The following is a 24080-nucleotide window of genomic DNA, read 5'->3' as shown; positions in this document are numbered from 1 at the left end:
ATATGGACAAAACAATTGATGTTTTTCGCTCATCTAATTACTCACAGTATAATTAGTAACATATGAAACCTAAAAACTAATATAGTATATGCCCCAACAATCTAGATTAGTAATCTTTATTGTTGGGACATTACTGCTAATATCACATAACTGAGATTTCCCATGTCAATTAGGTAACCTTTAGACAATTAGATGCATTTACAAAGAGTCTCCTTAACCCCCCCCTACTCCCACAAAGCCCACTCCACCTTTTCGCTGATGGCCGCCTTACCTCCGATCATGAGGAAGTTGGTGATTTGTGTGGTTTGGATGTACTTGGAGATGGCGGCAGGTAAGCTATCCTTGGTCGTCAGGAGGATGGGGACACCCTTGGCGGCGGCGACGGGGCCGATGACCATGGCGTCGGCAAAGTTTTCGCCGGAGGCGACGAAGGCCATGTCGCCGGCACCGATGGTTTTGGCGACCAGGGCGGCGGTCTCATACCGGGTGGACCCGCCCATCCGGGACAGGGTCTTGGGGAGGCGGGATTCGACGGCTGTGGATACGGCCGCATCGCCACCGATGATGTGGACTCCGGTAATGCCCAGGCTCTTGATGGCCGAGGCGGTGGAAGCCGGGAGCTCCCTGGGGGCCGTCAGGAGGATGGGAGCACCCTTGGCTCCCGCAAAGGGGGCGACGGAGAGGGCGTCGGCGAAGGTCAGGCCGGTTGCGACCACGGCTTCCTTGGCTCCGGAGCGGGCAACCACCCGCCGGGCCATGAGGGCCGAGGTCTCATAGCGGTTGGACCCGCCGATCCGCTCGACCTTGCCGTCCTTATCCAGGGCAGCGGCTTCTTTGGCCACCTGGTCGGATAGGGCGGAGTCCCCTCCGGCCAGGATGATGTCCCTGGCGCCGATTTTTTTGATAGTGGACTTGACCATGGGATCCAGGTGATCCCGGTTGACCAGAAGGATGGCGGCCCCTTCCTGGTGGGCCAGGGGGCCGGCCGAGAGGGCGTCGGCGAAGAGGTCGGCTCGGGCCAGGATGACCTTGTCGGCCTTCTTGATGGAAAGGGTGGCTACCTTGCAGGCCGTCTCAATCCGGTTTTCCCCGGTGATCCGACCCACATGGATATCATTGAAGAAGTTCTTTTCCGGTGGGGCGAAGTCCTTGAGGAGGACGCCCAGCCCGTTGGCGACTGCCCGCTGACTGCCATCGGAGGGGTGGTTGATGACCCGGGTCTTGGCGGCACCGGGTTCCCGGACCACCATGGTGGTCGACCCGCCCCCGTCGAAGTTAACGGCATCGCTGGAGCCGATGTCCCGCATGAGCCGGGCCAGCTGGACCATGGTCATACCGACGGATTGACGACTTCTTCCGTCCACCACGACCATGAAGAGCTTGTTGCCTGCGGCATTGGTGCCGACAGCCGTCCGGGGGTGGACCTGGCGGTCCTGGATGGTGATCTTCCCACCGGTCAGGAGCCGGTGGCCATTGGCCATGACCAGCTGAGGATCCGAGGTCTGTCCGCTGGCCAGGCGATAGGAAATGTCCACCCGGTCGCCGACCTGGAGGGTCTTGAGGGCCTCCAGGGAATCCCCGCCCGGGGAGGCGATCACCAGATGACCTTGAGGAATGGCCTCCCGGGAAACTTCCTGTACCTTGATGACCCGGAAGTTTTCATCCAGGAAGGCTTCCATCCCTTCTTCATTCCGGGACAGGCGGCGGTAGTTCCCCCACTTATCCGTGTAAACGGCAAAAGTTCCTTTGGAGGCCGCATTCATGTTGACGGAATTGATCATATAGGCGGTATCGGCGATGGTGACGACCCCTTCCAGAGCGGTTTCCCCCATGTGAACCCCACCTTGACCATCGATGACCAGGGAATCCCGGGTCCGGTGGGACCAGGCATTGAGGATCTCCCGGGTTTCATCCTGGCTGTTCCCTGTGGGATTTCCCGTCGTTCGAATCTCAAAGAAGTCCCCATTGATGGCCCCGGCCAGGTTGGGCTTCCCATCAGCCATCCGGGTCAGGGACCGCCGGTTGTTGACCTTGCCGTTATAGAGGTAGTCCAGGCTCACATTCTTGTTGGTCATGTCGGCTTCCAGGATGGCCCCCATGGTCTGACGACCCCGCTTGTCGACACGGGTGAACCGGGTCAGGATGAGACCGGGCCCCAGCTCCTTTTCAAAGATCCGGGTCAGTCGGGCATCTCCCCCGTCTGTCAGGTCATAGCGGGGACTCTTCCCCAGCGTGTGGTCCAAACGGTAGGCATGGACCTCTTGCCCCAAGGGCATGAAAAAAAGAAAGGCGGCCAGAACCAGAGCCAAGACCTTCCTACCCCTGTTGTTGAATACCTGGTGATTCATTATTTCCTCCCCTGCATGATAGCTCCTGCCTCCACTTACCATAAAAAAGGCAGAATCTCTATTTTTTGCTCCATTTGTGTTCAATATATCATAAAAAGGGGTTCAAAAAATTCAAATATAGGGTACAATTTTATTTAATAGCGGGTGGTAATAAACATTTGGGGTATGTAAATAAAGATGTTGGATTTTTTTAACCATTAGATTCGAGGTCAATATGAAGAAAAACACGAGTGAAAAAATTTTGGATGAAGCTCTCAACCTTTTTTCCAAGTACGGCTATGCCGGTACCTCGGTCCAGGACCTTGGTGCAGCCGTTGGAGTAAAGGCCCCCTCTCTCTACAAACACTTTGAATCCAAGAAGGCCATCTACGATGAAGTGGTCCGGCGAGCAAAGTTGGTCTATAAGGAGACCTTGGAAGAGATCCTGAAAGATGGCCCTGACCAGATCAAGGCGGAAAAAGAAGCGACCGGTGAGATCATGGATTACCTGGTTATTATGGAAAAACACCGCTTCCACCTCTTCATAGCAAACACGGCCTTTGCCAAGGTTCGCCGCTTCCACCGCCTGGAGATCTACCAGTCCCGGAAGAATGCGAAGAGTTTCACGGATAACTACTACTTCTCCGCTATCGACTTTTACATTGACCTCTTCAAGGTCGCTTTCGACTTGGAGGGTCAAGATGAAAAGGCAAAATGGTTAGCCCAGCAGTATTGCGGCATGGTCTCCTCAGGACTGGCCCTATGTGACGCCCTCCCCGGACAAGAAAATTATGTCAAGGAATTGCTGGAAAAACTCCTCCGCTCCTTTGGAGAGGATCTGGGCATCAAGTAAGGCTACTTTCTCCCCCTAATCGTTTTTCCCATGCTCGGTCCCTGCGGATTCTCCGGTAACCTTGGCTATAGATGAGGCCCAAGCCCAGGCCAACCAAGGCTCCCAATTTGAGCGAGGTAAAAAGCTCACCCAGGGGCATGGCAATGGCCATACATAAAATGACCGAAAAGAGGGTATGGAGGGATAAAGGCCGGATGAGCCCTTCCCCGTTTTCCGGGTCTTTCCGGAAGCCTTCCATCTCCAAAAGACTCAACAGCAGGGGATTGCCTTTAGGGTTCACCGACACAAAATACAAAGAAAGATGTCGTCCGGCCCCTTTCAGGGCCATGGGGACCAAATCCGACATTTCCTTAAAGCCAAGACCGGCCATTCCTTCAAAAAGGATTCGGCCGGTTTTGCTTGTATCTCCGGGACGAAGGCGGACGATGCCGACAAGGGCCCCCAAACCTTCCTCGACCTTAACCGAAGGTGGACGGATCTCCACTGTCCAGACCGCCAGGTCTTCCGGTCCGATATTTTTTTGTGGAAATAAGGTCAATTGAGGAGAATACAGAGGGGGATGGGTCAACCGAAAAACCCTCTCCCTGAAATTGCCAGGTACTTTCTTCATAAATGCCCCTTTCTTTTCTTCCTGTTAGTCTACCATAGCGGCACCCCATCTCCTCAGTGTTTTTTGGGTATAAATAATAAAAATTGTAATGACGAATGTGATAAACAAGAGGAGGTTCTTGATGAAAATTCTTGCCTTTGTTGCTGATAATTTTGAAGACTGCGAACTCATCTATCCCTATTATCGGGTTCAAGAAGATGGCCATGAAGTCATCCTGGTGGGTCAGGAGAAGACCACCTATCACGGGAAAAAGGGCGACTCCATGACAGCGGAGATGACCTATGACGAGGTCGACATGAAGGACTATGACGGCCTGATCATTGCCGGGGGCTTCATGCCTGACCGGATTCGGTCCCATGGAGGGGCTGTCCGGATCACCCGGGAGGCGGTGGAACAGAACAAACCTGTCGCCGCCATCTGCCATGGCCCCTCCATGCTGGTGGAGGCGGATGTCCTCAAGGGTCGGAAGGTGACCTCGGTGGCCAACATTAAAACAGACCTCATCAATGCCGGTGCGGACTATTCGGAGGACAAGGTGGTCGTCGACGGGAACCTGGTTACTGCCCAGAAGCCGCCCCAACTTCCCCTCTGGATGAAGGAATTCACCGCCCTCCTCAAGTAGACCTGCGGCCTGCCGCCAAAAACCTATCGCAAGCCAGCCCGACCCTTTGGTCGGGCTTTTTATTTTCCCTGCTCTCTCCCACAAAGCCTCCATTATTTGCTTCCTGATCCTACATATAATATAGGAAAGAAAAGGATTCCCTAAAACAGTTTTTTCTTACGAAAGGAGTCGACCATGAAGAAGCAAAAGTTCCGGAACCATGGCTCCCGCTCTCTCCATCCCCTGAAGAAGCCCGTGGCCATGGGCCTGGCCCTCCTCCTGGGCCTGACAGCCTGCGGATCGACAAAGTATCCCACCCAAGCCCCCACAAAGCTGACGGGCAAGGAGGTCTTAGCCTTGGCCGCCCCCCTGGAGGTTCACCAACATCCGGAAGCCTCAGGGGAATATGATGAAAAGCTTGCCGAGGCTTACCGGGAGTTTTGGGATCGTCTGGACAAGGAGGTCCAAAACTCCCGGTTTAAGGACCCCCTCTACCGCTACACGGAAAAGATGAACCGGATTCTCCTTGATGAGGGAAAAGACAATGTGGTCTACTCCCCCCTCAATACCTACATGTGCCTGTCGGTTCTGGCAGAAACCGCCGGTGGCAAAACCCGGGAGGAAATACTCAAGGCCTTGGCCCTGGATTCTCCGGAAGCCAACCGGAAAAATGGCCGGGCCATGACGGAGATCTTCAACTATGATGACGGCCTTCTCCACATCCAGTCGGCGAATGCGGTCTGGATGAATGAGGCGGTCAAGACCCGCCAAGAAGGTCTCGAAGCGGTCAACAAGGACTTCCGGGCCTCCCTTTTCCAGGGGAAAATGGGGTCAAGCGAGATGGACAGGCTCCTCCAAACCTGGCTCAAGGAAAATACCGGCGGCCTCCTGGATGACCAGGCTAATGAGGAAAGTCTGGATCCTTCTACTGTCTTTGCCCTGACCTCTGCCCTCTATTTTAAGGGGGCCTGGAATGAGGTCTTTGAGAAGGCCATGACTAAAGATGAGACCTTCCACGGCGTTGATGGAGACCAAAGGGTTCCCTTCATGCACGCTGAACGTGGTGATACCATCTACCGGGGCAAGGACTTCGATGCCCTTTCCCTCTCTTTCGGAGGACCGGCCCGCCTCTGGATCATCCGGCCGGAGGACGGGGATTTCGATGGCCTCATCCGGTCTGCCGACCTGACCCGGCTCCTCTCCAACCCGGCCGATTACCCCGACCAGGTCAGCGGCAAGGTCCACATGGCCCTGCCTAAACTGGACCTGACCAACAAAATCTCCCTGGTGGAGACCATGAGGAAATTGGGGATTCAGGAAGCCTTTGATTCCCAAAAGGCCGACTTCACCGGCCTCCTTACCCCGGAAACGCCGGCCTTCCTGGCCGAGGCCTCCCATGCCACCCGTTTTAAGATGGATGAAGAAGGTGCCGAGGCCGCCGCCTACACCATCATGAAGATGGAAATGGCCATGCAGATTCCCGATGAAATCTACGACTTCACGGTCGACCGTCCCTTCCTCTTCGTTCTGACCGCCTTCAACGAAAGCCCCCTTGTGGTGGGCCGGGTCAATAACCTACAATAGGTGTGAGAAAGGGGCGGCGAGGGAAATACCCCCCTTCCCTCTGTTTTTACTATTTGGGGCGGTATCGCCATACCGCCCCTTTCTGCCGTTTTCGTCACTTGGAGGGGTATCGCCATACCGGCCCTTCCCGGCGTTTTCGTTAATTGGAGGGGTATCGCCATACCGGCCCTTTCCGCCGTTTTCGCTACTTGGAGGGGTATCGCCATACCGGCCCTTTCCGCCGTTTTCGCTACTTGGAGGGGTTTAGGGACACGCCAGGCCGGCCCCCGAGCCACTAGCCACTAAGCCCCCCAGCTTCCCAAGTACCCCCGAAGGCATCCAGCCCAATCCTATCCCCCTCCCAAAAAAGAGGCTGTGTTCCAAACGCCATCGTTCGGACACAGCCTCTTTTTCTCTTGCTTATTTTTTCTTCTTTTTCAGCTTCTGGCTCAGGTTCTGTCGGTAGTCTTTCCCGTCATAGATCCGGATGTCGGGCTGATACTCTTGAGCTATGCTCAAGATTCTCTTCCGGTCGGCCGAGGGGAAGGTCACTCGTTTGGTGACATCGCCCCGGGTAAAATAAAAGATGTTGCTTTCGGCTTGACCGGGGATTTTCTCATAGGTGATGGCATCCAAGTCCGACCAGGGGATCAGGCGGTGGTTGGTCCGAAAAATCATATCGGCAAAGAACTCCAAGCCCCTGGGGGTTACCGCAGCGTAACGCTTGGTGACCAGGGCAAGAAGGAGGAGAAGACCCAGAATAAGAGTGATCTTATATTGGGTCAGGAAGGCCATGCCGATAAGAAAGAAGGCCATGATCACCCCGTATTTCGCCACCATGGGCTTCTGACCTGAATACTGGCGGCTGACAACCTGGGGTGTCTGATCTTTCCAGGGAAAGTCGTGGTGAAAGAAACCGGACATGAAGCTTAAGCCTGAACCTTAGGAATGGACCCGTCTTCGCGACCCTTACGGAGGGCTTCCATGGCCACTTTGTGAGCCTCTTCAGGCGCACCGGCAACCTTACCCTGTCTGGTCTTTCCGAGGAGGTTGGTGTAAGAACCGTCAGCCCAGAAGATATTCCGGCCCATGAAGGCAGTGAGGGCGGCGTAGATGGGGTTCAGGAGGTTGACGAAAGCGAAGGGGAAGAACTTGATAGAATTCACGCCCAGAGTTTTGGACTGGTAAGCACCGCATGCGGTCCAGGGGAACATAACGGCCCAGAGGGTACCGGCATCTTCCAGGGTCCGGGACAGCATGTTCCGGCTCAAGCCCATTTCGTCGTACTTATCTTCATACAGAGGAGCAGGAACGCCAATGCCGAGGAACTGGTCGCACATAGCGGCGTCGCAGAAGATGGAGGTGAGCATAGTGGCGAGGACCAGGGAGCCCACAGAATGGATCCGTTCCTTGAGGTGACCGAAGAGCTTCTCCACGATGCCACAGCGTTCGAGGGCACCACCGAAGGAGACGGCCAGGATGATCAGGTTGATGGTCCACATCTGGTTGTCCATACCACCTTTGGCTAAGGCTTCATCAAGGAACTCGTTGCCCGTTTCGATGGAGGGGCCATAGTGGAGGATGGTGAAGGTTTCACCCACACTGCCGCCCCCTTGGAAAATATAGGCGAAGAGGACACCGGTGGCCACGGAAATGAGGACGCCAGGCAGTCCGGGAACCCGGAGGAGGCAGACCGCGATGACCACCAGGATAGGCAGGAGAACCAAAGGGTTAGTGTTGAAGTGATCAGCAATAGCTTGTTGGATTCCACCGGCAATGGTGGGATCGTAGCCGGCTTCGGAAACGTTGAAGCCGATGATGGTATAAATAATTAATGAAATCAGGAAGACCGGGCCGGTGGAGGAGATCATGGCGGCGACGTGGTCGAAAAGACCGGTTCCGGAAACGCCGGCGGCCAGGTTAGTGGTGTCGGAGAGGGGGGAGAACTTATCGCCGACATAGGCGCCGGAGATAACCATACCGGCGGTGATAGCAGGGTTCATGCCCAGACCTTCACCGATGGTCATGAAGGCGATACCGATGGTAGCGGTGGCGGTCCATGAGGATCCGCAGGCCAGGCCGACAATGGCGACCAGGATGCAGCCGACCGGAAGGAAGAGCTTGGGCGAGAGAAGGTCCAGACCGTAGTAGATGACGGCCGGGATGGTACCGGACATCATAAAAGAGGATACCAGGAGACCGACGGTGAAGAGGATGAGAATGGCCCCCATCGTTGCAGAGATACGCTCCATAATTCCGTCCATCATGTCATCAAATGAATGACCGCAAATAACTCCGATAATACAAGTCACGATCGTCGCGACAATGAGGGGCATATGAGCTGCATCATATTCTTCGTTACTGAAGCCGAAGACGTAAACCATGAGGCAGACCATTACCAGGATAGGGATGATGGCTTCCAAGAAGCTCGGCAAGCGGACTTGCTTGGTGTCTTTGTTTGACATCGTTTTGTCCTTTCTAGGTTCATTAGGGATACGGTTGACAGTGAAGAGGCCTTTCTTCCTATTGCTCCTCCATTGGAAAAGGATTTCACCTTTACTATGATAACCATAAAACGTCTACTTAGCGTTTACTGATGAAATTTTTTCCCGGACTTCAATTTTATTCAAACTTTGGTATAATTAGTATATTCATTTTACCTGGCTCCGTCTACCCTAACGGTAAACTCGAGCCTTCGCACTTATTCATAAGGAGTTCGCCGTGAAAAAACTAACTCGGAAACAATCCCTGACTGTGGGCAGCCTTCTCTTCGGCATGCTCTTCGGGTCCGGGAACGTCATCTTTCCTCCCATGCTCGGACAAAACGCCGGGGGGTCCTACCTCCCCGCCGCCATCGGCTTCCTTATTGCCGCTGTCGGCCTCCCCATCCTGGCCATCATTTCTTTTTCCCTCTCCCGCAAGGAAACATTGAAAGATTATTCCGGTCAGGCCGGTCGAGGGTTCGGCCTCTTCTACACCCTCCTCCTCCTCCTGACCATCGGTCCCCTCTTCGCCATGCCCAGAAACGCCACGGTGGCCTTCGAAGTGGGGATCAAGCCCCTCCTTTCCGGAGAAACCACCCTCCCCCTCCTCATCTACTCCCTGGTCTTCTTCAGCCTGGCCCTCTACTTCTCCCTCCGGCCGGCCAGGATCCTTGACGTGATCGGGCGGTTCATGGCCCCCCTCTTCATCTTCCTCATGGGTATCCTCCTGGTCATGAGTTTCACTAATCCCATGGGCAACCCCGCCTCATTTGAAGCCCAGGGCGCCTATGCCCAAGCCTCCTTCCCCCAGGGCCTGATCGACGGCTACCAGACCATGGACGTCCTGGCCTGCGTCGCCTTCGGGATCACCATCATCACCACCATCCGCCAGCTGGGCATCGAAGATGAGACCGACATTGCCCGGGAAACCGGCCGGTCCTCCCTCTTCACCCTGGTCATCATGTCCATCCTCTACCTGGGCCTGACCTACATCGGGGCCTCCTCCATGGGGATCATGCCGGGACAGGAAAATGGCGGCCAGGTCCTCGTCCTCACCGCCAAACACTACCTGGGCAACCTCGGCCTCTTCCTCCTCGGCCTCACCATCACCGTCGCCTGCCTCAAAACCGTCATCGGCCTGGCTGTCTCCATCTCCCAGACCTTCGTCCGCCTCTTCCCCCATGGCCCCTCCGACAAGGCCTGGACCCTGGTCTTCATCGGCGTCGCCTTCCTCCTGGCCAACTTCGGCCTCAACGCCATCATCAAGCTCTCCATCCCCGCCCTCATGTTCCTCTACCCCCTCACCATCACCCTCATCCTCCTCTGGCTCCTCAACGCCATAGCCCCCCTCAAGAAGGCCGCCTTCACCCTGACCATCATCCTGGCCGCCATCCCCGCCTTCTTCGACTGCCTGGCCGCCACCCCCGAAGCCATCGCCAAATCCGCCCCCATCACCGCCCTCCTCTCCTTCCCCAAAAATTTCCTTCCCTTATATAAGCTGGGCATGGGCTGGCTGGCCCCCGTAGCCATCGCCCTCGTCCTCTCCCTCCTCTTCTTCCGGAAGAAAGAGGGCACAACGGCAGCCTAAGGGCTCCGGGGCAGAGCCGGACCATGTGGCGTCGGAGCGAAGCTCAAAAGGTTGGCCCATACCCCTCCAAATGGTGAAAACGGCGGAAAGGAGAGGTATCCCCATGCCCCTCCAAATGCTGAAAACGGCGGAAAGGAGGGGTATCCCCATGCCCCTCCAAATGACGAAAACGGCGGAAAGGAGGGGTGACCCCATGCCCCTCCAAATGCTGAAAACGGCGGAAAGGAGGGGTATCCCCATGCCCCTCCAAATGCTGAAAACGGCGGAAAGGAGGGGTGACCCCTAGAGTAATCCCAATAAAGAGGAACACGGTCTCTTCACACTGCCCCAGCCCACATGCCCCCACCACAAAGCAACCCCCAGACCCGACCTGAGCGCATTGCAAATCCGAAAGGATTTGCCTAAGCGAAGGCGGATCTGGGGGTTGCTTTGGTCAGACCTGGGGTTATTGTGGCGGCTTTATGAGCCCCTCTCTTACAGGGCTTTCAAAATTTCCTTCACATAAGCGAAGGTGCGTTCGGCGGATTCCATGTCCAGCCGTTCGTTGACGGAGTGGACATCATACATGTTGGGGCCGATGGAGACGAATTCCAACTCGGGCCGCTGGTTATAGATGCAGCCGCATTCCAGGCCGGCGTGGATGACCAAAACTTCCATGTCCTTACCGGTGACTTCCTTATAGGTACGGCAGCAAATGTCCCGAAGGGGGGATTCTTCCATAAAGCTCCAGGCCGGATAGACGGCGAAGGTCCGGGAGGACAGCCGGGCCTGGTCAGCGGCTTCATCCACCTTTGCCCGGAGTTTGCCCAGGTCCTCCTCTTCCGAGGACCGGAAGGAGATGACCACCTCCACGTCGCCCTCCTTCTGGTCGATGATGGCGATGTTGGATGAGGTCTGAACCAGGTCGCTGTTTTTCAGGCGAGCAAAGACGCCATTGGGGATGGTTACCAGGAAGTGGAGGAGATCTTCCGAAAGGCCGGAGGCCCAGACTTCCTCGGGCATGGCGGCCTCTTCCAAATGGAAGGCCGGATTCCCCTCAAGGTCGCCATGATCCGCCAGAACCCCGTCCAGGATGGCCCGGATGTCGGCTTCGGATTTATCGATGACGAAGACCGCCTCGCTCCGGGAAGGAATGACATTATCCAGACGGCCCGAAGTCAGGGAGGCCAGCTGGATCAGGTCCTGGCCATAGACCGCTTGGAGGGCCCGGGCCATGAGGATGATGGCATTGCCCCGGGGCTTGTCGATGTCGGAGCCGGAGTGGCCACCGACCAGGCCATCCAGAACCAGGCGGTAGGCGGACCCGGTTGTGGGTGAGGTGGTTTCCATAGACCGGGTCAGGGAGTAAGTGAAGCCCCCGGCGGATCCGGCAATCAGAACCCCTTCTTCCTCGGAGTCCAGGTTGATGAAGCGGCTTCCCCGGAGCTTATTGGCATCGAAAGCCAACATGCCGGACATGCCGGTCTCTTCATCCGTGGTCACCAGGACTTCCAGCGGCGGGTGGGCCAGGCTCTTGTCCTCCAGGATGGCCAGGGCCATGGCGACGGCGATCCCGTTATCCGCACCCAGGGTGGTGTCCTTGGCCGTGAGGAAGCCCCCCTCCTCCACCAGCTCGATGGGGTCCTTGTCGAAGTCGTGGTCCGACTCCGGCGTCTTCTCGCAGACCATGTCCATATGGCCCTGGAGGATGACCCCCTCGTGGTCCTCATAACCCGGGGACGCGGGCTTGCGGATGAGGATGTTCTTCTCCCCATCCTGGTCGACCTCCAGGCCCATGCCCTCAGCCACTTCCTTCAGCCAATTCGAAACCCTCTCCTCCTGCTTGCTGGGGCGGGGGATTGTCGACAGCTCTCTAAAATAATGCCAAACTCTGTCCATGCTCTGCTCCTTCCACGGGGTTCAAGGCCCCTCCAATCATTGATTCAGTCATTCTATTATATAGTTTTTCGGAAAAAAGACCAGCCGGATGGGCCGGACTTGAAGCCGGGTTATTGATCCTCGCCCTTGGCCCCAAGAACTTCCTTGTCCGGATCCCGGTAGAAGGACCGGACGAGGGCATCCCCGTGCTGCTCCTGGGCCAGGTCTTCCTCGGCCAGGCCCAGCTCCCGGGCCAGGATCCCCGGCACCTTCTTTCCGCACCGTCTCCCCTGGCAGGGGCCCATGCCGGCCCGGCACCGCCGCTTGACCCCATCCACCGTCTTGGCTCCGGCCGGCCGATGGATAGCCTCCAAAATCTCACCCAAAGAGACCTGCTCGCAGAGGCAGATGATCTCCCCGTAGTTGGGATCTTCCTGGATTTTCTTAGCCCTTTCCTCTTCCGGCAGGTGAGCTACCCGGTCGATCCCCTTCCGCTGGCCGACATAGTCCGCCTTCTCTGGGCCATCGAAACCCGCCTCATGGAGGAGGCCGTCCACATACTCGGCGATGGCCGGGGAGGAGGTCAGACCGGGGGATTCGATTCCACCCACCTGGATGACCCCCTCCATCTTCTTGGAGGGATAAATCATAAACTCATGGGTATCCGGCTTGGCCCGGACCCCGGTAAAGACCCGGATGGAGGTCGACAGGTCCAGGTCGGGCACCGACTTCTTGGACAGGCGGTCGACCAGGTCCAGGGAATCCTCCAGGGTGTCCGTCTCCAGCTCCGACGTGATGGCCGAGGCCGTGGGCCCGACCATGGTATTCCCCTCATAGGTCGCCGTCACCAGGATCCCCTTGCCCTTGGCCGTCGGGGTCTGGAAGACCACGGTGGAAATCTCCCGGTCCGCCTGCTTGCGGAGGATCCGGTAGACCCCCATGGTCGGAATAATGGAAAAGTCCTCATCCCCCGCCATCCGGGCCACCTCATCCGAGTGGAGGCCGGCACAGTTGACCACAAAGCGGGCCATGAGGTCTCCCTGGTTGGTCTTAACCCGGACCCCCTCATCCGTCTTTTCCAAGCCGACGACTTCCCGCTCGGTGAAAAGCTCCACCCCGTTTTCCAGGGCGTTTTCGATGAAGGCATAGCACATGCCGAAGGGAGAAACCACCCCCGAACCCGGGCACCAAAGGGCTGCCACCACCTCCTTGGAGAGCCGGGGCTCAATCTCCCTGGCCCTCTCCCCGTCGATGATCTCCAGATTCTCCACCCCGTTTTCCGCCCCTCTTTCCATGAGCATATCCAGAGCTTCCCGGTCCTCTTCATCAAAGGCCACCACCAGGGACCCGATCTCCCGGTAGACAAAATCCAATTCCTTGGCCAGGGCCGGGATCATCCGGTTCCCCCGGACATTGAAGCGGGCCTTGAGGGTCCCCGGCTTGGCATCGAAGCCCCCATGGACGATGGCCGAATTGGCCTTGGTGGTCTCCGTGCAGACCTCGACGTTCTTTTCGAGAACCGCCACCTTCCCTTCATAGCGGGACAGGCGCTGGGCCAGGGCACAGCCGACCACCCCACCACCAATAATGATCACGTCGTACATTCTTTCCCCCTTTCTCTTTTCCAAATAACTTCTCCTATTTCCGTCTCTCCAACCACTCTGACCGAAGGATGGCATAGCAGACCAAGTCTCCGATTCCCTGATTGGACTTTCCCGCTTGACGAAGGACCCCCTCCCGAACCATGCCCGCCTTCTCCATGACCCGGCCGGATGCGGGGTTATTGGAGTCATGCCGGGCGGCAATCCGGTTGTAGTCCATCTCCCGGAAAAGGAAGTCAATGGCCCCCTTGACCGCCTGGCTCATATATCCCCGTCCCCAAAACTTCCGGGCCAGGCAATAGCCCAACTCGCAGGCCATGATGTCCTCATCCCGGCTCACCACGTTGACCGACCCGATGGCTTCCTGGGGCTTGGTTTTCTCGGCGATGGCCCAGTTGGCCCCGAAGCCCTGGTTGTCGAAGGCAAACTCCGTGCAGATCTCCAGGGTCTCCGCGATGGAGGCATGAGGGGACCAGGTCAGAAACTTGGTCACCTCCGGGTCCTGGGCCCAATTCTGGAACATGGCCGGCGCATCCGAAATCTGGAAGGGGCGGAGGATGAGGTCCTCCGTTGTCACCACTTGTACTTTTTTCCGCATAGTCTACTCCTTTTCTTTCTTGCTTCTATTATAAGGGATTGGGCGGGAGGCCTGGCAAAAACCTCATGAAAATACCCCCGGCACAGACGCTTGTCCGAACCGGGGGTAAAAGGAGGGACGATTTTTAGGGAAAAATTACAACGTGGTCTCCATCCGACGACTCCACCTCGACCAGGGGAAGTCCGGGGAAATCTTTCCGCATTTGTAGGAGGTCTCGACCGGCCAGGGGCAGCATCTCATAGGGGATGGCCGGAACCTTCTCCCCTTCCTCCAGCTTTGCGGCCTGGAGACTTTTTCGAATGATGTGCCCGGAAAGGCCGGAAAAAACGAAGCGAGTGGGCAGGGGGATAACCATGCGGGGGCCATCCGCCGGATCAATGATGATCTTCATGGCTATTCCACATAGATTTCGACAAAATCCCCATCCGCCGACTCCACCTCAACCAACTTCCCCATGACTCCATTGTCGATCATGGCAAAGAGGCTGTCCCAGTCGATGTTCCGGAGGCTGGACAGGTCGGTATCCCCCAACTGCATGGAGGCCCCCGTGTTCATCATCATCTTGAGAAGAGGCAGGGGGAGGTTGACTCGAACCTTATCCCCGTCCGACGACAGGACCTTGATCCGGAAGAGCATCTTGGAGGGATCCTTCCTCTGGTGGTCTTCGACCAAATAAGTCTCCGGCTCTTCCTCTTCCTCCCGAAAAAGGGCATTGATGTCCACCCCCAGGACCTCCGCAATCTCCGGCAGGTAGGCAATATCCGGACAGGACACCCCATTCTCCCACTTGGACACCGCCTGGGGAGAGACCCCAATCCGCTCCGCCAGGTCATCCTGGGTCATCTTCTTTTCTTTCCGATACTTGGCAATATTCTTGCAAATCGCTTGGTGGTTCATGGCAACCTTCTTTCTATATAGGGAACTAGTTTGGTCTTGGGCAGCAACCAGGCGCCTGCCCCTTGATCTGCCTTTATTCTAGGACCATGAGGATCGCAAAACCATATCCTAGCGGTTGGAAAAGCCCCAAATTTCTCAACCGCTCGTTGTATCGTTGTATATTGCTGGTTGATTTTACCATAAATGAGGTGGGGTGCCATGGAAGGCTGCCGAAGATGAATCCCCGCCGGGCTGGTGGCGGTAGGAGGACACCCCTCATTCCCGGCATTTTCGCCACTTGGAGGGGTATCGAGCCAACCTTTTGGGCTCCCCCCGGCGTATGTCCATTGACAAAGCTCCCGCTCCTTTGGTCTGAAATCCTGCATTTGCTGAGAATCCAAAGCTGGCGGTTCTACCAATTTGCCGAATCTCAAAAAATAGGATCCAAAACCCTGATAAATTCCTTAATTCCAAAATTGTCAGGGTTGAGTGCCCTGACAATTTGCTAAATCGTAAAAAAATCAGGGCCGAAAATGGCCCTGTCAAATGGAATAATCATGAGAATGTCAGGGGGAGGAGCCCTGTCAATTGGAAAAATTTGAAGAATGTCAGGGCAAAAAAAGGCCCGGATGATTTGGCGGATTGAAAAAATATCAGGGTATGAAACCCTAATAAATTCCTTAATTCCAAGATTGTCAGGGTCGAAGAGTCCCTTGGATCCAAGCATCTCATGAGTTCAGAGCTGGAGGCGGAGGAGCCACCGCCGTGGGTGTCTTCCCTGGCTACCTGCAAAGTTTCCCCCCGAGCCAGGGCAGGGCGGCTCATTCGTGGTATAATCCAGTCAAACGCTCCACGACCTCACGCCCCACGACACCACGACCCCAGAGGCTCGCCTCCCCCATCATCCAAACCACACAAAGGATCATTTTATGGAAGTTTTTACGCAATCCCTATTGGACCAAGCCCTTGCCCTGGGCAAACTCTTCACCAAGGACGGAAAGGTAGCTGACTATATCCCCGAGCTGTCCATGCAGAACCCCCACCTCCTGGGTTTGGCCTCCTACCAGGATGGCCGGCTCCTGACGGCGGGCCATGCGGACATCCCCTTTACCATCCAGTCCATCATCAAGGTGGCCCTCTATTCGATCGTCCTGGAGCACTATTCCATGGATGAGCTCCGCCACTATGTGGGGGTCCAGCCCTCGGCCAAGCCCTTCAACTCCGTCATCGAGCTGGAGCTGTCCAACAAGAATGTCCCCGTCAACCCCTTCATCAATGCGGGGGCCATCGTGACCGTTGCCCTCATCCACCGGGTCTATGGCGACCGGTCCCGCGAGGTCATCGCCGACCGCCTGGCCGACCTCATCGGCCGAGAGGCGGACTACAGCGAGAAGGTCAAAGCCTCCGAATCCGCCACCGCCTACGGAAACCGGACCCTCATCTACCTCATGCTCTCCTGCAAGATCCTCCCCGCTGACCTTCCGGTGGAGGAGATCCTGGACATCTATTTCACCTCATGCTCCTTCTTGGTTACCTGCCGGGACCTGGCCCACTTCTCCTTCGTCCTCTCCAATGAGGGTAAAGACCAGGACGGCCGCCCCATCCTTTCCCGGGTCAATGCCCAGATCCTCCGCTCCCTCATGGCCTCATGCGGGACCTACGACTACAGCGGCGAGTTCGCCCTCCGAGTCGGCCTCCCCGCCAAGTCCGGCGTGGGCGGCGGCATCCTCACCGCCTCCCCCGACCCCTTCGGCCTGGCCGTCTTCGGCCCGGCCCTGGACAAACACGGCAACTCCTACGCCGGCGTCCGGATGCTGGAGTTTTTGTCCCAGGCATTGAATTTGAGCATTTATTAAGACAAAAAAAGGCCTTGCGTAGTGTTGCAAGGCCCTTTTCATTCACACTCCTATCACTGTCTAATCGGTTACTTGCCTATTAAATTTTCAAATTCTTATTGTTTAACATTCCACCAAACATTGTATGATACATATCCTTAGATGATTCTTCTATCTTGGTAATACTTGATATTTTATTTCCTGCATCCTTTGATGATGCTCCACAAAGATAAAAAGCTTCATTTTCTGTTCCATAGTCTATTGCAATATACCTATCATGGTATTTTTTATCGGCTATTTTCAGAATCAGGTCTATACCAGGATAATCTTTTCTAAAATCATCGAAGATATTTTTTGTAAGCATATCTTTATTTCTTACATTATCGCTAAAGACGATAATTTGTGTGTTATCTCTTGCCGCCCTTAAGAGTTCCAATGTTTTAAGCCCTATATAGTTATCGATAACATAAATACTTTTCTTTGCTGACTTATATATTTTCGTATAGGCAACATCGGCTTCGATCTTATCTCCGTTCATCAAAAGGAAATGTTTATATGTTTCTGGGTCTATAAAATTGTCCATTACCTTTTTCAAATCTTCTTTAGTAGCTAATGTGTTAATCTTGCTATCTATCCTTGCAATATCATTCGTGTTTTGATTTGTTTGAATTACTATTTGAACTAATTCCTTTGAGCTGATAAAATCTTGATTTTCAATGATGAAGTCTTTCATCTGCTTAAACATTCGTATTAAAGCCTTGCTCTGTTTAACAGCAAGTTCTCCCCTTAATACAGTCATAAGCATATAAATACCCTGCTCTGTAAAAGCATATGGTAGTTTTCTACGACCACCCCAACTTGATGTCGATTTTTTCGATATCAAGTTTTCAAATTCTGATTTCGTCAACTGAAACATAAAATCATCATCAAATTTCTCCGAATTATTTTTTACTTGTTCATTAAATCTTGTCGTTGTATATCCATAAATTTCAGCAAGTTCAAAATCAAGCATAACCTTTTGATTTCTTATATAGTAAATCTTACTTTTAATTGTCGTTTCATCTATTACCACAATCTCTTTCTTTTCTTCTGTCATAAAAGCCACCTCCTAGAATAGAGAGCTTATTTTCGGATTCGCTCCAAATCGGCCATTGAGATAGAGTTTTCGGATGTCAGTATCATACCGAACCTGGTCAAAATCGCTGATCGAATAAAGCTCAGATTCATTATATCGGTTTCTTTCAACCAGCCACATCTCATCCCGTCTCAATCATTCTTGGTTGAGGCGATGTGAAATTCCCTCTGAAATAAAAAATCCCCCGCAAACGAACCTTCATCCGTTTTCGGGGGATTTCCATTCTCATCAGTTGTCCAGCACTACTTCTTCTTGTTCTTCCGTCGCACCACAATGAGGGCAATCAGGGCAATCACAACCATGCCGATCCAGAGGCCCATGTGGATCATGCCGCCGGTGGGAGGACGGGCTTGAGCGGCGGTCATTCACACTCCTATCACTGTCTAATCGGTAATTTGCCTATTAAATTTTCAAATTCTTATTGTTTAACATTCCACCAAACATTGTATGATACATATCCTTTGATGATTCTTCTATCTTGGTAATACTTGATATTTTATTTCCTGCGTCCTTTGATGATGCTCCACAAAGATAAAAAGCTTCATTTTCTCTTCCATAGTCTATTGCAATATATCTATCGTGGTATTTTTTACCGGCTATCTTCAGCTTCAGGTCTATATCAGGATAATCTTTTCTAAAATCATCTAAGATATTTATTGTAAGCATGTCTTTATTTCTTACATTATCGCTAAAAACTATGATTTGTATGTTATCTCTTGCCGACCTTAAGAGTTCCAATGTTTTAAGCCCTATATAGTTATCGATAACATAAATGCTTTTCTTTGCTGACTTATATATTTTCGTATAGGCAACATCGGCTTCTATCTTTTCTCCGTTCATCAAAAGGAAATGTTTATATGTTTCTGGGTCAATAAAATTATCCATCACTTTTTTCAACTCTTCTTTTGTGGCTAAGGTGCTAATTTTATCATTTAGATTTGCTATATCATTTGTATTCCGATTGGTTTGTATGGCTATTTGTACGAATTCTTTTGAACCGATAAAATCTTGATTTTCAACAATGAAGTCTTTCATCTGCTTAAATGTTCTAATTAAGGCTCTGCTTTGCCTAATCGCAAGTTCTCCCCTTAATACAGTCATAAGCATGTAAATACCTTGTTCCGTAAAGGCATTTGGTAGGTACCTTGAGCCACCCCAACTTGAGGTGAAATTTTTGCACCTCAAGTTTTCAAACTCATTCTCGGTCAATTGAAACATAAAATCTTCGCCTTCAAACTTTTCAATATTATTTTTTACCTGTCTATTAAAGTTTTTAGTTTCATAACCATATATTTCAGCTAAATCTGCATCAAGCATTACTTTTTGTCCACGGATGAAATATATTCTTTCTTGTATAGTTTTATCATCTACAATAACAATCTCTTTATTATCTTCAATCATAAAATGCACCTCCAAAACCATCTACATATCTTTTCCAATCCTCCGCTCCCTCATGGCCTCATAAAATCACTGATCGAGAAAAGCTCAGATTCATTATATCGGTTTCTTTCAACTAGCCACATCTCATCCCGTCTCAATAATTCTTGGTTGAGGAGCATTATCAATCACCAGGACGCCATTCTTTTTCTTCATGAGTTCATAGAGTTGGAGCAATGTGAGATTCTCTCTGGAAAGATAAAAAATCCCCCGTAAACGAACCTTCATCCGTTTGCGGGGGATTCCTATTCTCATCAGTTGTTCAGCCCTACTTCTTCTTGTTCTTCCGCCGCACCACAATGAGAGCGATCAGGGCAATCACAACCATGCCAATCCAAAGACCCATGTGGATCATATCGCCTGTGTAAGGAGGCTTGGGCGTCGGTTTTTTGGGGGTGGTCGGTTTGGACGGCTTGGGCGTTGGTGTCTCCGGTGTGGGTGGCTCCGGGGGGTTGGTCGGTGTTGATGGTTTGTCGGGAGAATACTTGGGATTTGCGACAACATCGTAAATCCAGGTTCCCTTGCCGTCGGCGTTCAGATACTCCGGCATAAAGCAGAGGACAGGAGAAAGGGGGGCATAGTCTTTGGCTGTTCCGGTTCTCCCCTCTTGGGTGATGAGGTAAATGCCGTGGATTAGGCGATCAAAGAAAACTTTGCCTTGGGCATCCGAGGTAGCGGTGCGAACGGCTTTGGGCGTTGTTTCATCCGGTGCCGGTGAGACTTTGGGGTTCGTTTCCTTTTCCAGGGCGGTCAGGACATCGGGGTTGGCCTTCAAATAGTCGGCGATTTTTGTCGCCGCCTGGCGAAGACCGCCGGCCGACATGGAAAGAAAATTCAGATGGAGGTCGCCCAGGCCCTCGCGGAGAACATAGTTTGGACCCTTGTCCGTCATGACCAGGTCGGCAATCCGGACGATGCGAATTTCCGCCCCATCAAGAGGGAGGCCGGGCTGGTCCTTCTCTTTCGTATAGGAGAGATTGAGGGTAAGAGAACCCCACTTCCCCGCATCGTATGAACGAATCATTGCATTGGTGTCCTCTTCTTCCGCCAAAGCCGCCGTGGGAAAGATGGCGGTCAGACAAAAGAGAAGAGCAACGACGAAAGCGAGCAGACGTGCCCGGGCTTTACGCCGATCCTGTTGATAAAAAGACTGCTGCATGGTCTACTCCCTTTCCTTGATTACGGAATGTTCTTCTTCCTTCTTCTTGTTTCGACGACCTCTGATCCAGAGACCGAGGAGGAAGAGCAAAAGCAAGATGAAGCCTGCCAAAGTGATTTTCCAATTCGTGACGACGCTATCTAAGATGGCGACGTCCTTTTCCTCCACCGGCGGAGCCTCTTCCGGAATATAGGGCGTTCGCTCGCCGATCACCAGAAGCCGGTGGCTGTTCACGCCGTAAGGCGTACAAGTCAGCAAAGTGCAAAGGTCTCGCCCCTCCTGAATGGCCAGGGCCTCGGATTGGTGAGGAAGGACGGTGAGAATATCCACTATCTTATAGGCCAGTACCTCATCCATAATATGAATAAAGAAGAGGTCCCCATCAGCCAACTGATCCAGGTCGGTAAACAGGATGGCCGAAGGCAGTCCGCGGTGGGCGGAGATGACGGAATGGGTCGATTCTCCACCGATGGGAAGCGAGGTACCTTCCAGGTGCCCCGCTCCTCGTTGGAGGGAGGTCTCGCCCACCCCATGAAAGATAGGTAATTTGACATGGATCTTGGGGATTTCGATGGTCCCCATGATGTTATCCCCGGAGGGGTTTAGGAGGGTATCGTAGGGTGCCGAGAGGACATAGTCATCTTCCTCTTTAAAGGCATCTACGATGGTGTTGGACCTGTGGTTTTTGTTATAATCCCGTGCCTGAGCCCAAATGGCCTCGGTTTTATCCGCCGGCAATTCATGGACGACCTCGTTATAGACATCGACCAGCTTACTGTTTCGGTAGCGGTTCCAGAGGTCGGAGACCGTCGGGTAAAGGAGAAAGCCCAAGCCACCGATCACCATGACCAGGGTTAAGAAGAAGAGAAAACCCTGACGGCGGGTCTTTTTCATGGCCGGTCCTCCTCATTTTTCTTTCTCCGCTTCTTCACGATGAGGTAGGGAAGTAAGCCAAGCCCGGCACCGGCTGTTCCGGCTAGGATATGAAAGAGCAAACGGGACTTGTCAATCCGAATGTCCTTCTCTTCGTCATAGGCCTTGGAGATTTCTTCCGGGGTGTAGTCCACCCGGTGGCCCCGGACGAGGAGACGCTGGGTGTTGACCCCGTAGGGGGTGCAGGTGAAGAGGGTGCAAAGGTCTTTATCCCGGTCAATGGCCAGGGAGGCCGTTTCCGTCGGCTCCACCTCGATCATCTGGTCCACCTCATAGGCCATGAACTCATTCAAGACCCGGAGGAAGAAGAGATCCCCTTTTTTCAGGAGGTTGAGGTCGGTGAAAAGTTTGGCCGAGGGAAGTCCCCGGTGGGCCGAAAGAACGGCATGAGTCCCCTTACCCCCTATAGGGAGTGAGGACCCCGCCAGGTGTCCCACGTTCTGTTGGAGGACCTGGTCGGTCGTGTAGTGGTAGACCGGAATCTTGACATTGATGGCCGGAATTTCCACCTCCCCCATCATCCCATCGCCGGTCACATTAAGAAGGGAATCATAGAGGGGGTCATCATGCTTTTCCCGAAGGGCGAAGACATCCGGCACGCTTTCTCCGGTCAATTTCTCGTTATACTTCCGTGCCTTTTCCAACTCTTCGGCAAAATGGTCATCAGGAATCTCTTTAACCACTTCCTGGTAAACGGTAGACAATTGCTCCGCCCGCCACTGGTTAAAGAGATTGCTGATGGTCGGATAGAGGAGAACCAAGAGTCCGGCAAGAATAAGAAAGGTCGCCAGGATCTTGACTTTCTTCGATGATTTTTTCCCTGACTCCTTTTCCTCTTTTTCCATTTCCATGGCTTTCCTTTCTATCCGCACATCAAACGTGAGGCCCGGGGCCTCGTTTCAGGAAGCCGGCCGGCCCGGAAAGATTCCGGGCAAAGCGGCTTCGTACAAGAAACTTTCTTTCGTCAACTACTCCGCTTGGACATTCTTCTTCCGCTGAGCGGCAATCAGAACGACAGCGCCGGCGAGGAGGGCAACGCCAATGCCGGTGAAGAGGTAGGTACCCATACCACCGGTGGTGGGCAGTCCGGGGATCTTGGTGTTCTCGATCAGGGTATTATTCTCTTCCGTTTGGGTAACAGTAACTTCCTCTTTCGTATGATCGAGGGTAAAGGTTGAAGACTTTCCGTCAATCACGACAGACCAGGATTTCAGTACGTGTTTTGTCGAATCATACTCCGCTTTGATCTCAGCTTTGTAAACCTTGTCGCTGAGCTGGTATCCGTTAGGAGCTTTGGTTTCTTTGATATAATAGGTGCCTTCATCCAATCTGCTGAAGGTCATGCGACCGGTAGCATCGGTTGTGGTTGTCCGCAGCGCTTTTGCCGTTTGATCTTTTGACGGATCTTTATCATAGAGGGTAAATTCAGCTCCGGCCAGCGGATTGTCTTCCCATGTGCTTTCCTTAGTGATCTCGCCATGCTTGGTAATTTCATGGGTCTTCTCCGAACCCGATCCCTTGGTAAAGCCGTCGATTTCGAAGGTATACTGTCTGGTAATATCTTCATGTTCAGACGTATCACCGGTCTTCGGATCGTTGGTATATTCAACCTTAACCGTGTTCTTGTTGGGAATAGCGTTGGTGGTTGCCTGATCATTCAGTTCAGCGGTATAAACAACCTTAACGTCCGTAGCTTGTCCATTCAACCCTTTCAGATAAGCATCCGTGAAAGTGATGGTGATGACATTGTTTGCAACTTCGACAGTTGCCGCATCCTGGGGAAGGGGTTGGCCAGCGACAGTAACGGTGATCTCTTCCGCTTTTGGTGCAGTTAAGCCCTTATCCAAAGTATCGGTGATAGTGAAAACAAGATTCTTGTCCGTTTTCGGATAGGAAGGAATGGTGGTTTCAATGGTAAATTCCGGTTTTTCACCTTGGCCTAAACCAATAACATGGTCCGTTGGATTCGTTGCTTCAGGCTCATTTCCTGTCGGATCTTTTACGGTCTTCTTCAGAGGGACTTCGCTCTTCTTGGCATAAAGAACCGCATCTTCTCCAAGCTTAAACTCGGCAGGAACATTAATCGAACCACCCTCTACCTTTTCGCCGTCTTTATTCGTGTAGGTTACGCCTACCAGCATGGGGTTATAGACCACACCTTTAGTGGAGGTGACCAGAATCATGTAAAGACCGGCTTCTTGAGGCTCGGACTCATAAGCTCCGCCTGCCGCAGCCTGGGTAAGGGGAATTGCCGTTCCCAGCTCACCGACCGGCTTATTAAGTAAGGCAGACCACTCGGCTGTCGTTGGGTTGGCGGGGTTAGCAAAGGCGTTATCGAACAAATTTTTATACCCTTTGAACCCACCGTCAGCAGTAAAGTCCGCTTCAGTGAGCTTGTAGGCGTTTACCGTTGCACCATCTTCAACGCCAGTTACGATGAGCTTTGTGGTCGGTTTCGCGGCAAAGACATTTGCCGGAACCAGTGTCACAACCAGCAAAAGAGCCAGAAGGACAGCAGTCCATTTCTTCAGATGTTTCATATCATTCCTCTTTTCTTTTTCAGTTACCGACAGAAACCTGTCGGCTTCGGTGGACGGGCGAGACATTTGTCTCAAAATCTATAG

At 53.2% G+C, this 24080-nt stretch carries 22 protein-coding genes; 6 read left to right on the top strand and 16 right to left on the bottom strand.

Features of this window, described 5'->3' with window-relative positions; translation table 11 throughout:
• Positions 1 to 224: 224 nt before the first annotated feature.
• A complete protein-coding gene (locus BN2373_RS04025) occupies positions 225 to 2348 on the bottom strand; it encodes a cell wall-binding repeat-containing protein (protein WP_053942862.1) in 2124 nt (707 codons plus the stop codon).
• A gap of 214 nt (positions 2349 to 2562) precedes the next feature.
• Between BN2373_RS04025 and BN2373_RS04020 the strand changes: the two genes are divergently transcribed.
• On the top strand, positions 2563 to 3180 hold the full coding sequence (locus tag BN2373_RS04020) for a TetR/AcrR family transcriptional regulator (RefSeq protein WP_053942861.1): 618 nt from the start codon (positions 2563 to 2565) through the stop codon (positions 3178 to 3180).
• Here the strand turns inward: BN2373_RS04020 and BN2373_RS04015 are convergent.
• On the bottom strand, positions 3173 to 3790 hold the full coding sequence (locus BN2373_RS04015; protein WP_053942860.1) for a hypothetical protein: 618 nt from the start codon (positions 3788 to 3790) through the stop codon (positions 3173 to 3175). The genes BN2373_RS04020 and BN2373_RS04015 overlap by 8 nt on opposite strands.
• A 121-nt stretch (positions 3791 to 3911) precedes the next feature.
• Between BN2373_RS04015 and BN2373_RS04010 the strand changes: the two genes are divergently transcribed.
• Positions 3912 to 4412, top strand: a complete 501-nt coding sequence (locus BN2373_RS04010) for a type 1 glutamine amidotransferase domain-containing protein (RefSeq protein WP_053942859.1) — start codon at positions 3912 to 3914, stop codon at positions 4410 to 4412.
• A gap of 174 nt (positions 4413 to 4586) precedes the next feature.
• Positions 4587 to 5975 carry a serpin family protein gene (locus tag BN2373_RS04005; RefSeq protein WP_053942858.1) on the top strand — a complete coding sequence of 463 codons (1389 nt, stop codon included), beginning with the start codon at positions 4587 to 4589 and terminating at the stop codon, positions 5973 to 5975.
• Between the two features lie 399 nt (positions 5976 to 6374).
• Here BN2373_RS04005 and BN2373_RS04000 read toward each other — a convergent pair whose 3' ends face one another.
• Together BN2373_RS04000 and nhaC are read right to left on the bottom strand one after the other, a co-directional pair.
• Positions 6375 to 6878, bottom strand: coding sequence for a hypothetical protein (locus tag BN2373_RS04000; protein ID WP_053942857.1), 504 nt, complete (start codon positions 6876 to 6878; stop codon positions 6375 to 6377).
• Positions 6879 to 6883: 5 nt separating this feature from the next.
• Positions 6884 to 8419 carry a Na+/H+ antiporter NhaC gene (gene nhaC / locus BN2373_RS03995; protein WP_053942856.1) on the bottom strand — a complete coding sequence of 512 codons (1536 nt, stop codon included), beginning with the start codon at positions 8417 to 8419 and terminating at the stop codon, positions 6884 to 6886.
• Positions 8420 to 8675: 256 nt separating this feature from the next.
• Between nhaC and brnQ the strand changes: the two genes are divergently transcribed.
• Both brnQ and BN2373_RS03985 read left to right on the top strand, forming a co-directional pair.
• A complete protein-coding gene (gene brnQ / locus BN2373_RS03990) occupies positions 8676 to 10025 on the top strand; it encodes a branched-chain amino acid transport system II carrier protein (protein WP_053942855.1) in 1350 nt (449 codons plus the stop codon).
• A 103-nt stretch (positions 10026 to 10128) separates the two neighbouring features.
• Complete coding sequence (locus tag BN2373_RS03985) at positions 10129 to 10311, top strand: hypothetical protein (protein ID WP_053942854.1); 183 nt, start codon at positions 10129 to 10131, stop codon at positions 10309 to 10311.
• A gap of 188 nt (positions 10312 to 10499) precedes the next feature.
• Here the strand turns inward: BN2373_RS03985 and pepD are convergent, their stop codons facing one another.
• The 5 genes from pepD to BN2373_RS03960 form a co-directional block, all read right to left on the bottom strand.
• Positions 10500 to 11903 (bottom strand): beta-Ala-His dipeptidase, encoded by a 1404-nt coding sequence (gene pepD / locus BN2373_RS03980; RefSeq protein ID WP_074017958.1) that lies wholly within the window; start codon positions 11901 to 11903, stop codon positions 10500 to 10502.
• A gap of 110 nt (positions 11904 to 12013) precedes the next feature.
• Complete coding sequence (locus BN2373_RS03975; protein WP_053943503.1) at positions 12014 to 13486, bottom strand: NAD(P)/FAD-dependent oxidoreductase; 1473 nt, start codon at positions 13484 to 13486, stop codon at positions 12014 to 12016.
• Positions 13487 to 13520: 34 nt separating this feature from the next.
• Complete coding sequence (locus BN2373_RS03970) at positions 13521 to 14081, bottom strand: GNAT family N-acetyltransferase (RefSeq protein WP_053942852.1); 561 nt, start codon at positions 14079 to 14081, stop codon at positions 13521 to 13523.
• A 124-nt stretch (positions 14082 to 14205) separates the two neighbouring features.
• Positions 14206 to 14472, bottom strand: coding sequence for a hypothetical protein (locus BN2373_RS03965; protein WP_053942851.1), 267 nt, complete (start codon positions 14470 to 14472; stop codon positions 14206 to 14208).
• Between the two features lie 2 nt (positions 14473 to 14474).
• Positions 14475 to 14978 (bottom strand): helix-turn-helix domain-containing protein, encoded by a 504-nt coding sequence (locus BN2373_RS03960; RefSeq protein WP_053942850.1) that lies wholly within the window; start codon positions 14976 to 14978, stop codon positions 14475 to 14477.
• Between the two features lie 908 nt (positions 14979 to 15886).
• Here BN2373_RS03960 and glsA point away from each other — a divergent pair.
• Positions 15887 to 16813, top strand: a complete 927-nt coding sequence (gene glsA, locus BN2373_RS03945) for a glutaminase A (protein WP_053942847.1) — start codon at positions 15887 to 15889, stop codon at positions 16811 to 16813.
• A gap of 79 nt (positions 16814 to 16892) precedes the next feature.
• On the opposite strand, the gene BN2373_RS03940 is transcribed toward glsA, so the two are convergent.
• From BN2373_RS03940 to BN2373_RS03915, 7 genes are all read right to left on the bottom strand, one after another.
• Positions 16893 to 17888, bottom strand: a complete 996-nt coding sequence (locus BN2373_RS03940; protein ID WP_053942846.1) for an ORF6N domain-containing protein — start codon at positions 17886 to 17888, stop codon at positions 16893 to 16895.
• A 281-nt stretch (positions 17889 to 18169) separates the two neighbouring features.
• Entirely contained in the window at positions 18170 to 18292 is a 123-nt protein-coding gene (locus BN2373_RS07840) for an LPXTG cell wall anchor domain-containing protein (protein WP_154826126.1), read from the bottom strand.
• Positions 18293 to 18329: 37 nt separating this feature from the next.
• Positions 18330 to 19328 (bottom strand): ORF6N domain-containing protein, encoded by a 999-nt coding sequence (locus tag BN2373_RS03935; RefSeq protein ID WP_053942845.1) that lies wholly within the window; start codon positions 19326 to 19328, stop codon positions 18330 to 18332.
• A 304-nt stretch (positions 19329 to 19632) separates the two neighbouring features.
• Positions 19633 to 20523: an LPXTG cell wall anchor domain-containing protein gene (locus tag BN2373_RS03930; RefSeq protein ID WP_053942844.1), complete on the bottom strand. Its 891-nt coding sequence runs from the start codon at positions 20521 to 20523 to the stop codon at positions 19633 to 19635.
• Between the two features lie 3 nt (positions 20524 to 20526).
• On the bottom strand, positions 20527 to 21417 hold the full coding sequence (locus BN2373_RS03925; protein WP_053942843.1) for a class C sortase: 891 nt from the start codon (positions 21415 to 21417) through the stop codon (positions 20527 to 20529).
• A complete protein-coding gene (locus BN2373_RS03920) occupies positions 21414 to 22307 on the bottom strand; it encodes a class C sortase (RefSeq protein ID WP_238379622.1) in 894 nt (297 codons plus the stop codon). The genes BN2373_RS03925 and BN2373_RS03920 overlap by 4 nt, the downstream gene beginning before the upstream one ends.
• Positions 22308 to 22424: 117 nt before the next feature.
• A complete protein-coding gene (locus BN2373_RS03915) occupies positions 22425 to 23996 on the bottom strand; it encodes a SpaH/EbpB family LPXTG-anchored major pilin (RefSeq protein WP_053942842.1) in 1572 nt (523 codons plus the stop codon).
• Between the last annotated feature and the right edge of the window lie 84 nt (positions 23997 to 24080).

It is taken from the genome of Kallipyga gabonensis, from assembly GCF_001286805.1.
Taxonomy (GTDB): Bacteria; Bacillota; Clostridia; order Tissierellales; family Peptoniphilaceae; genus Kallipyga; species Kallipyga gabonensis.
The sequence above is the reverse complement of the archived record's forward strand: the minus strand, read 5'-3'. Positions and strand labels throughout refer to the sequence as shown.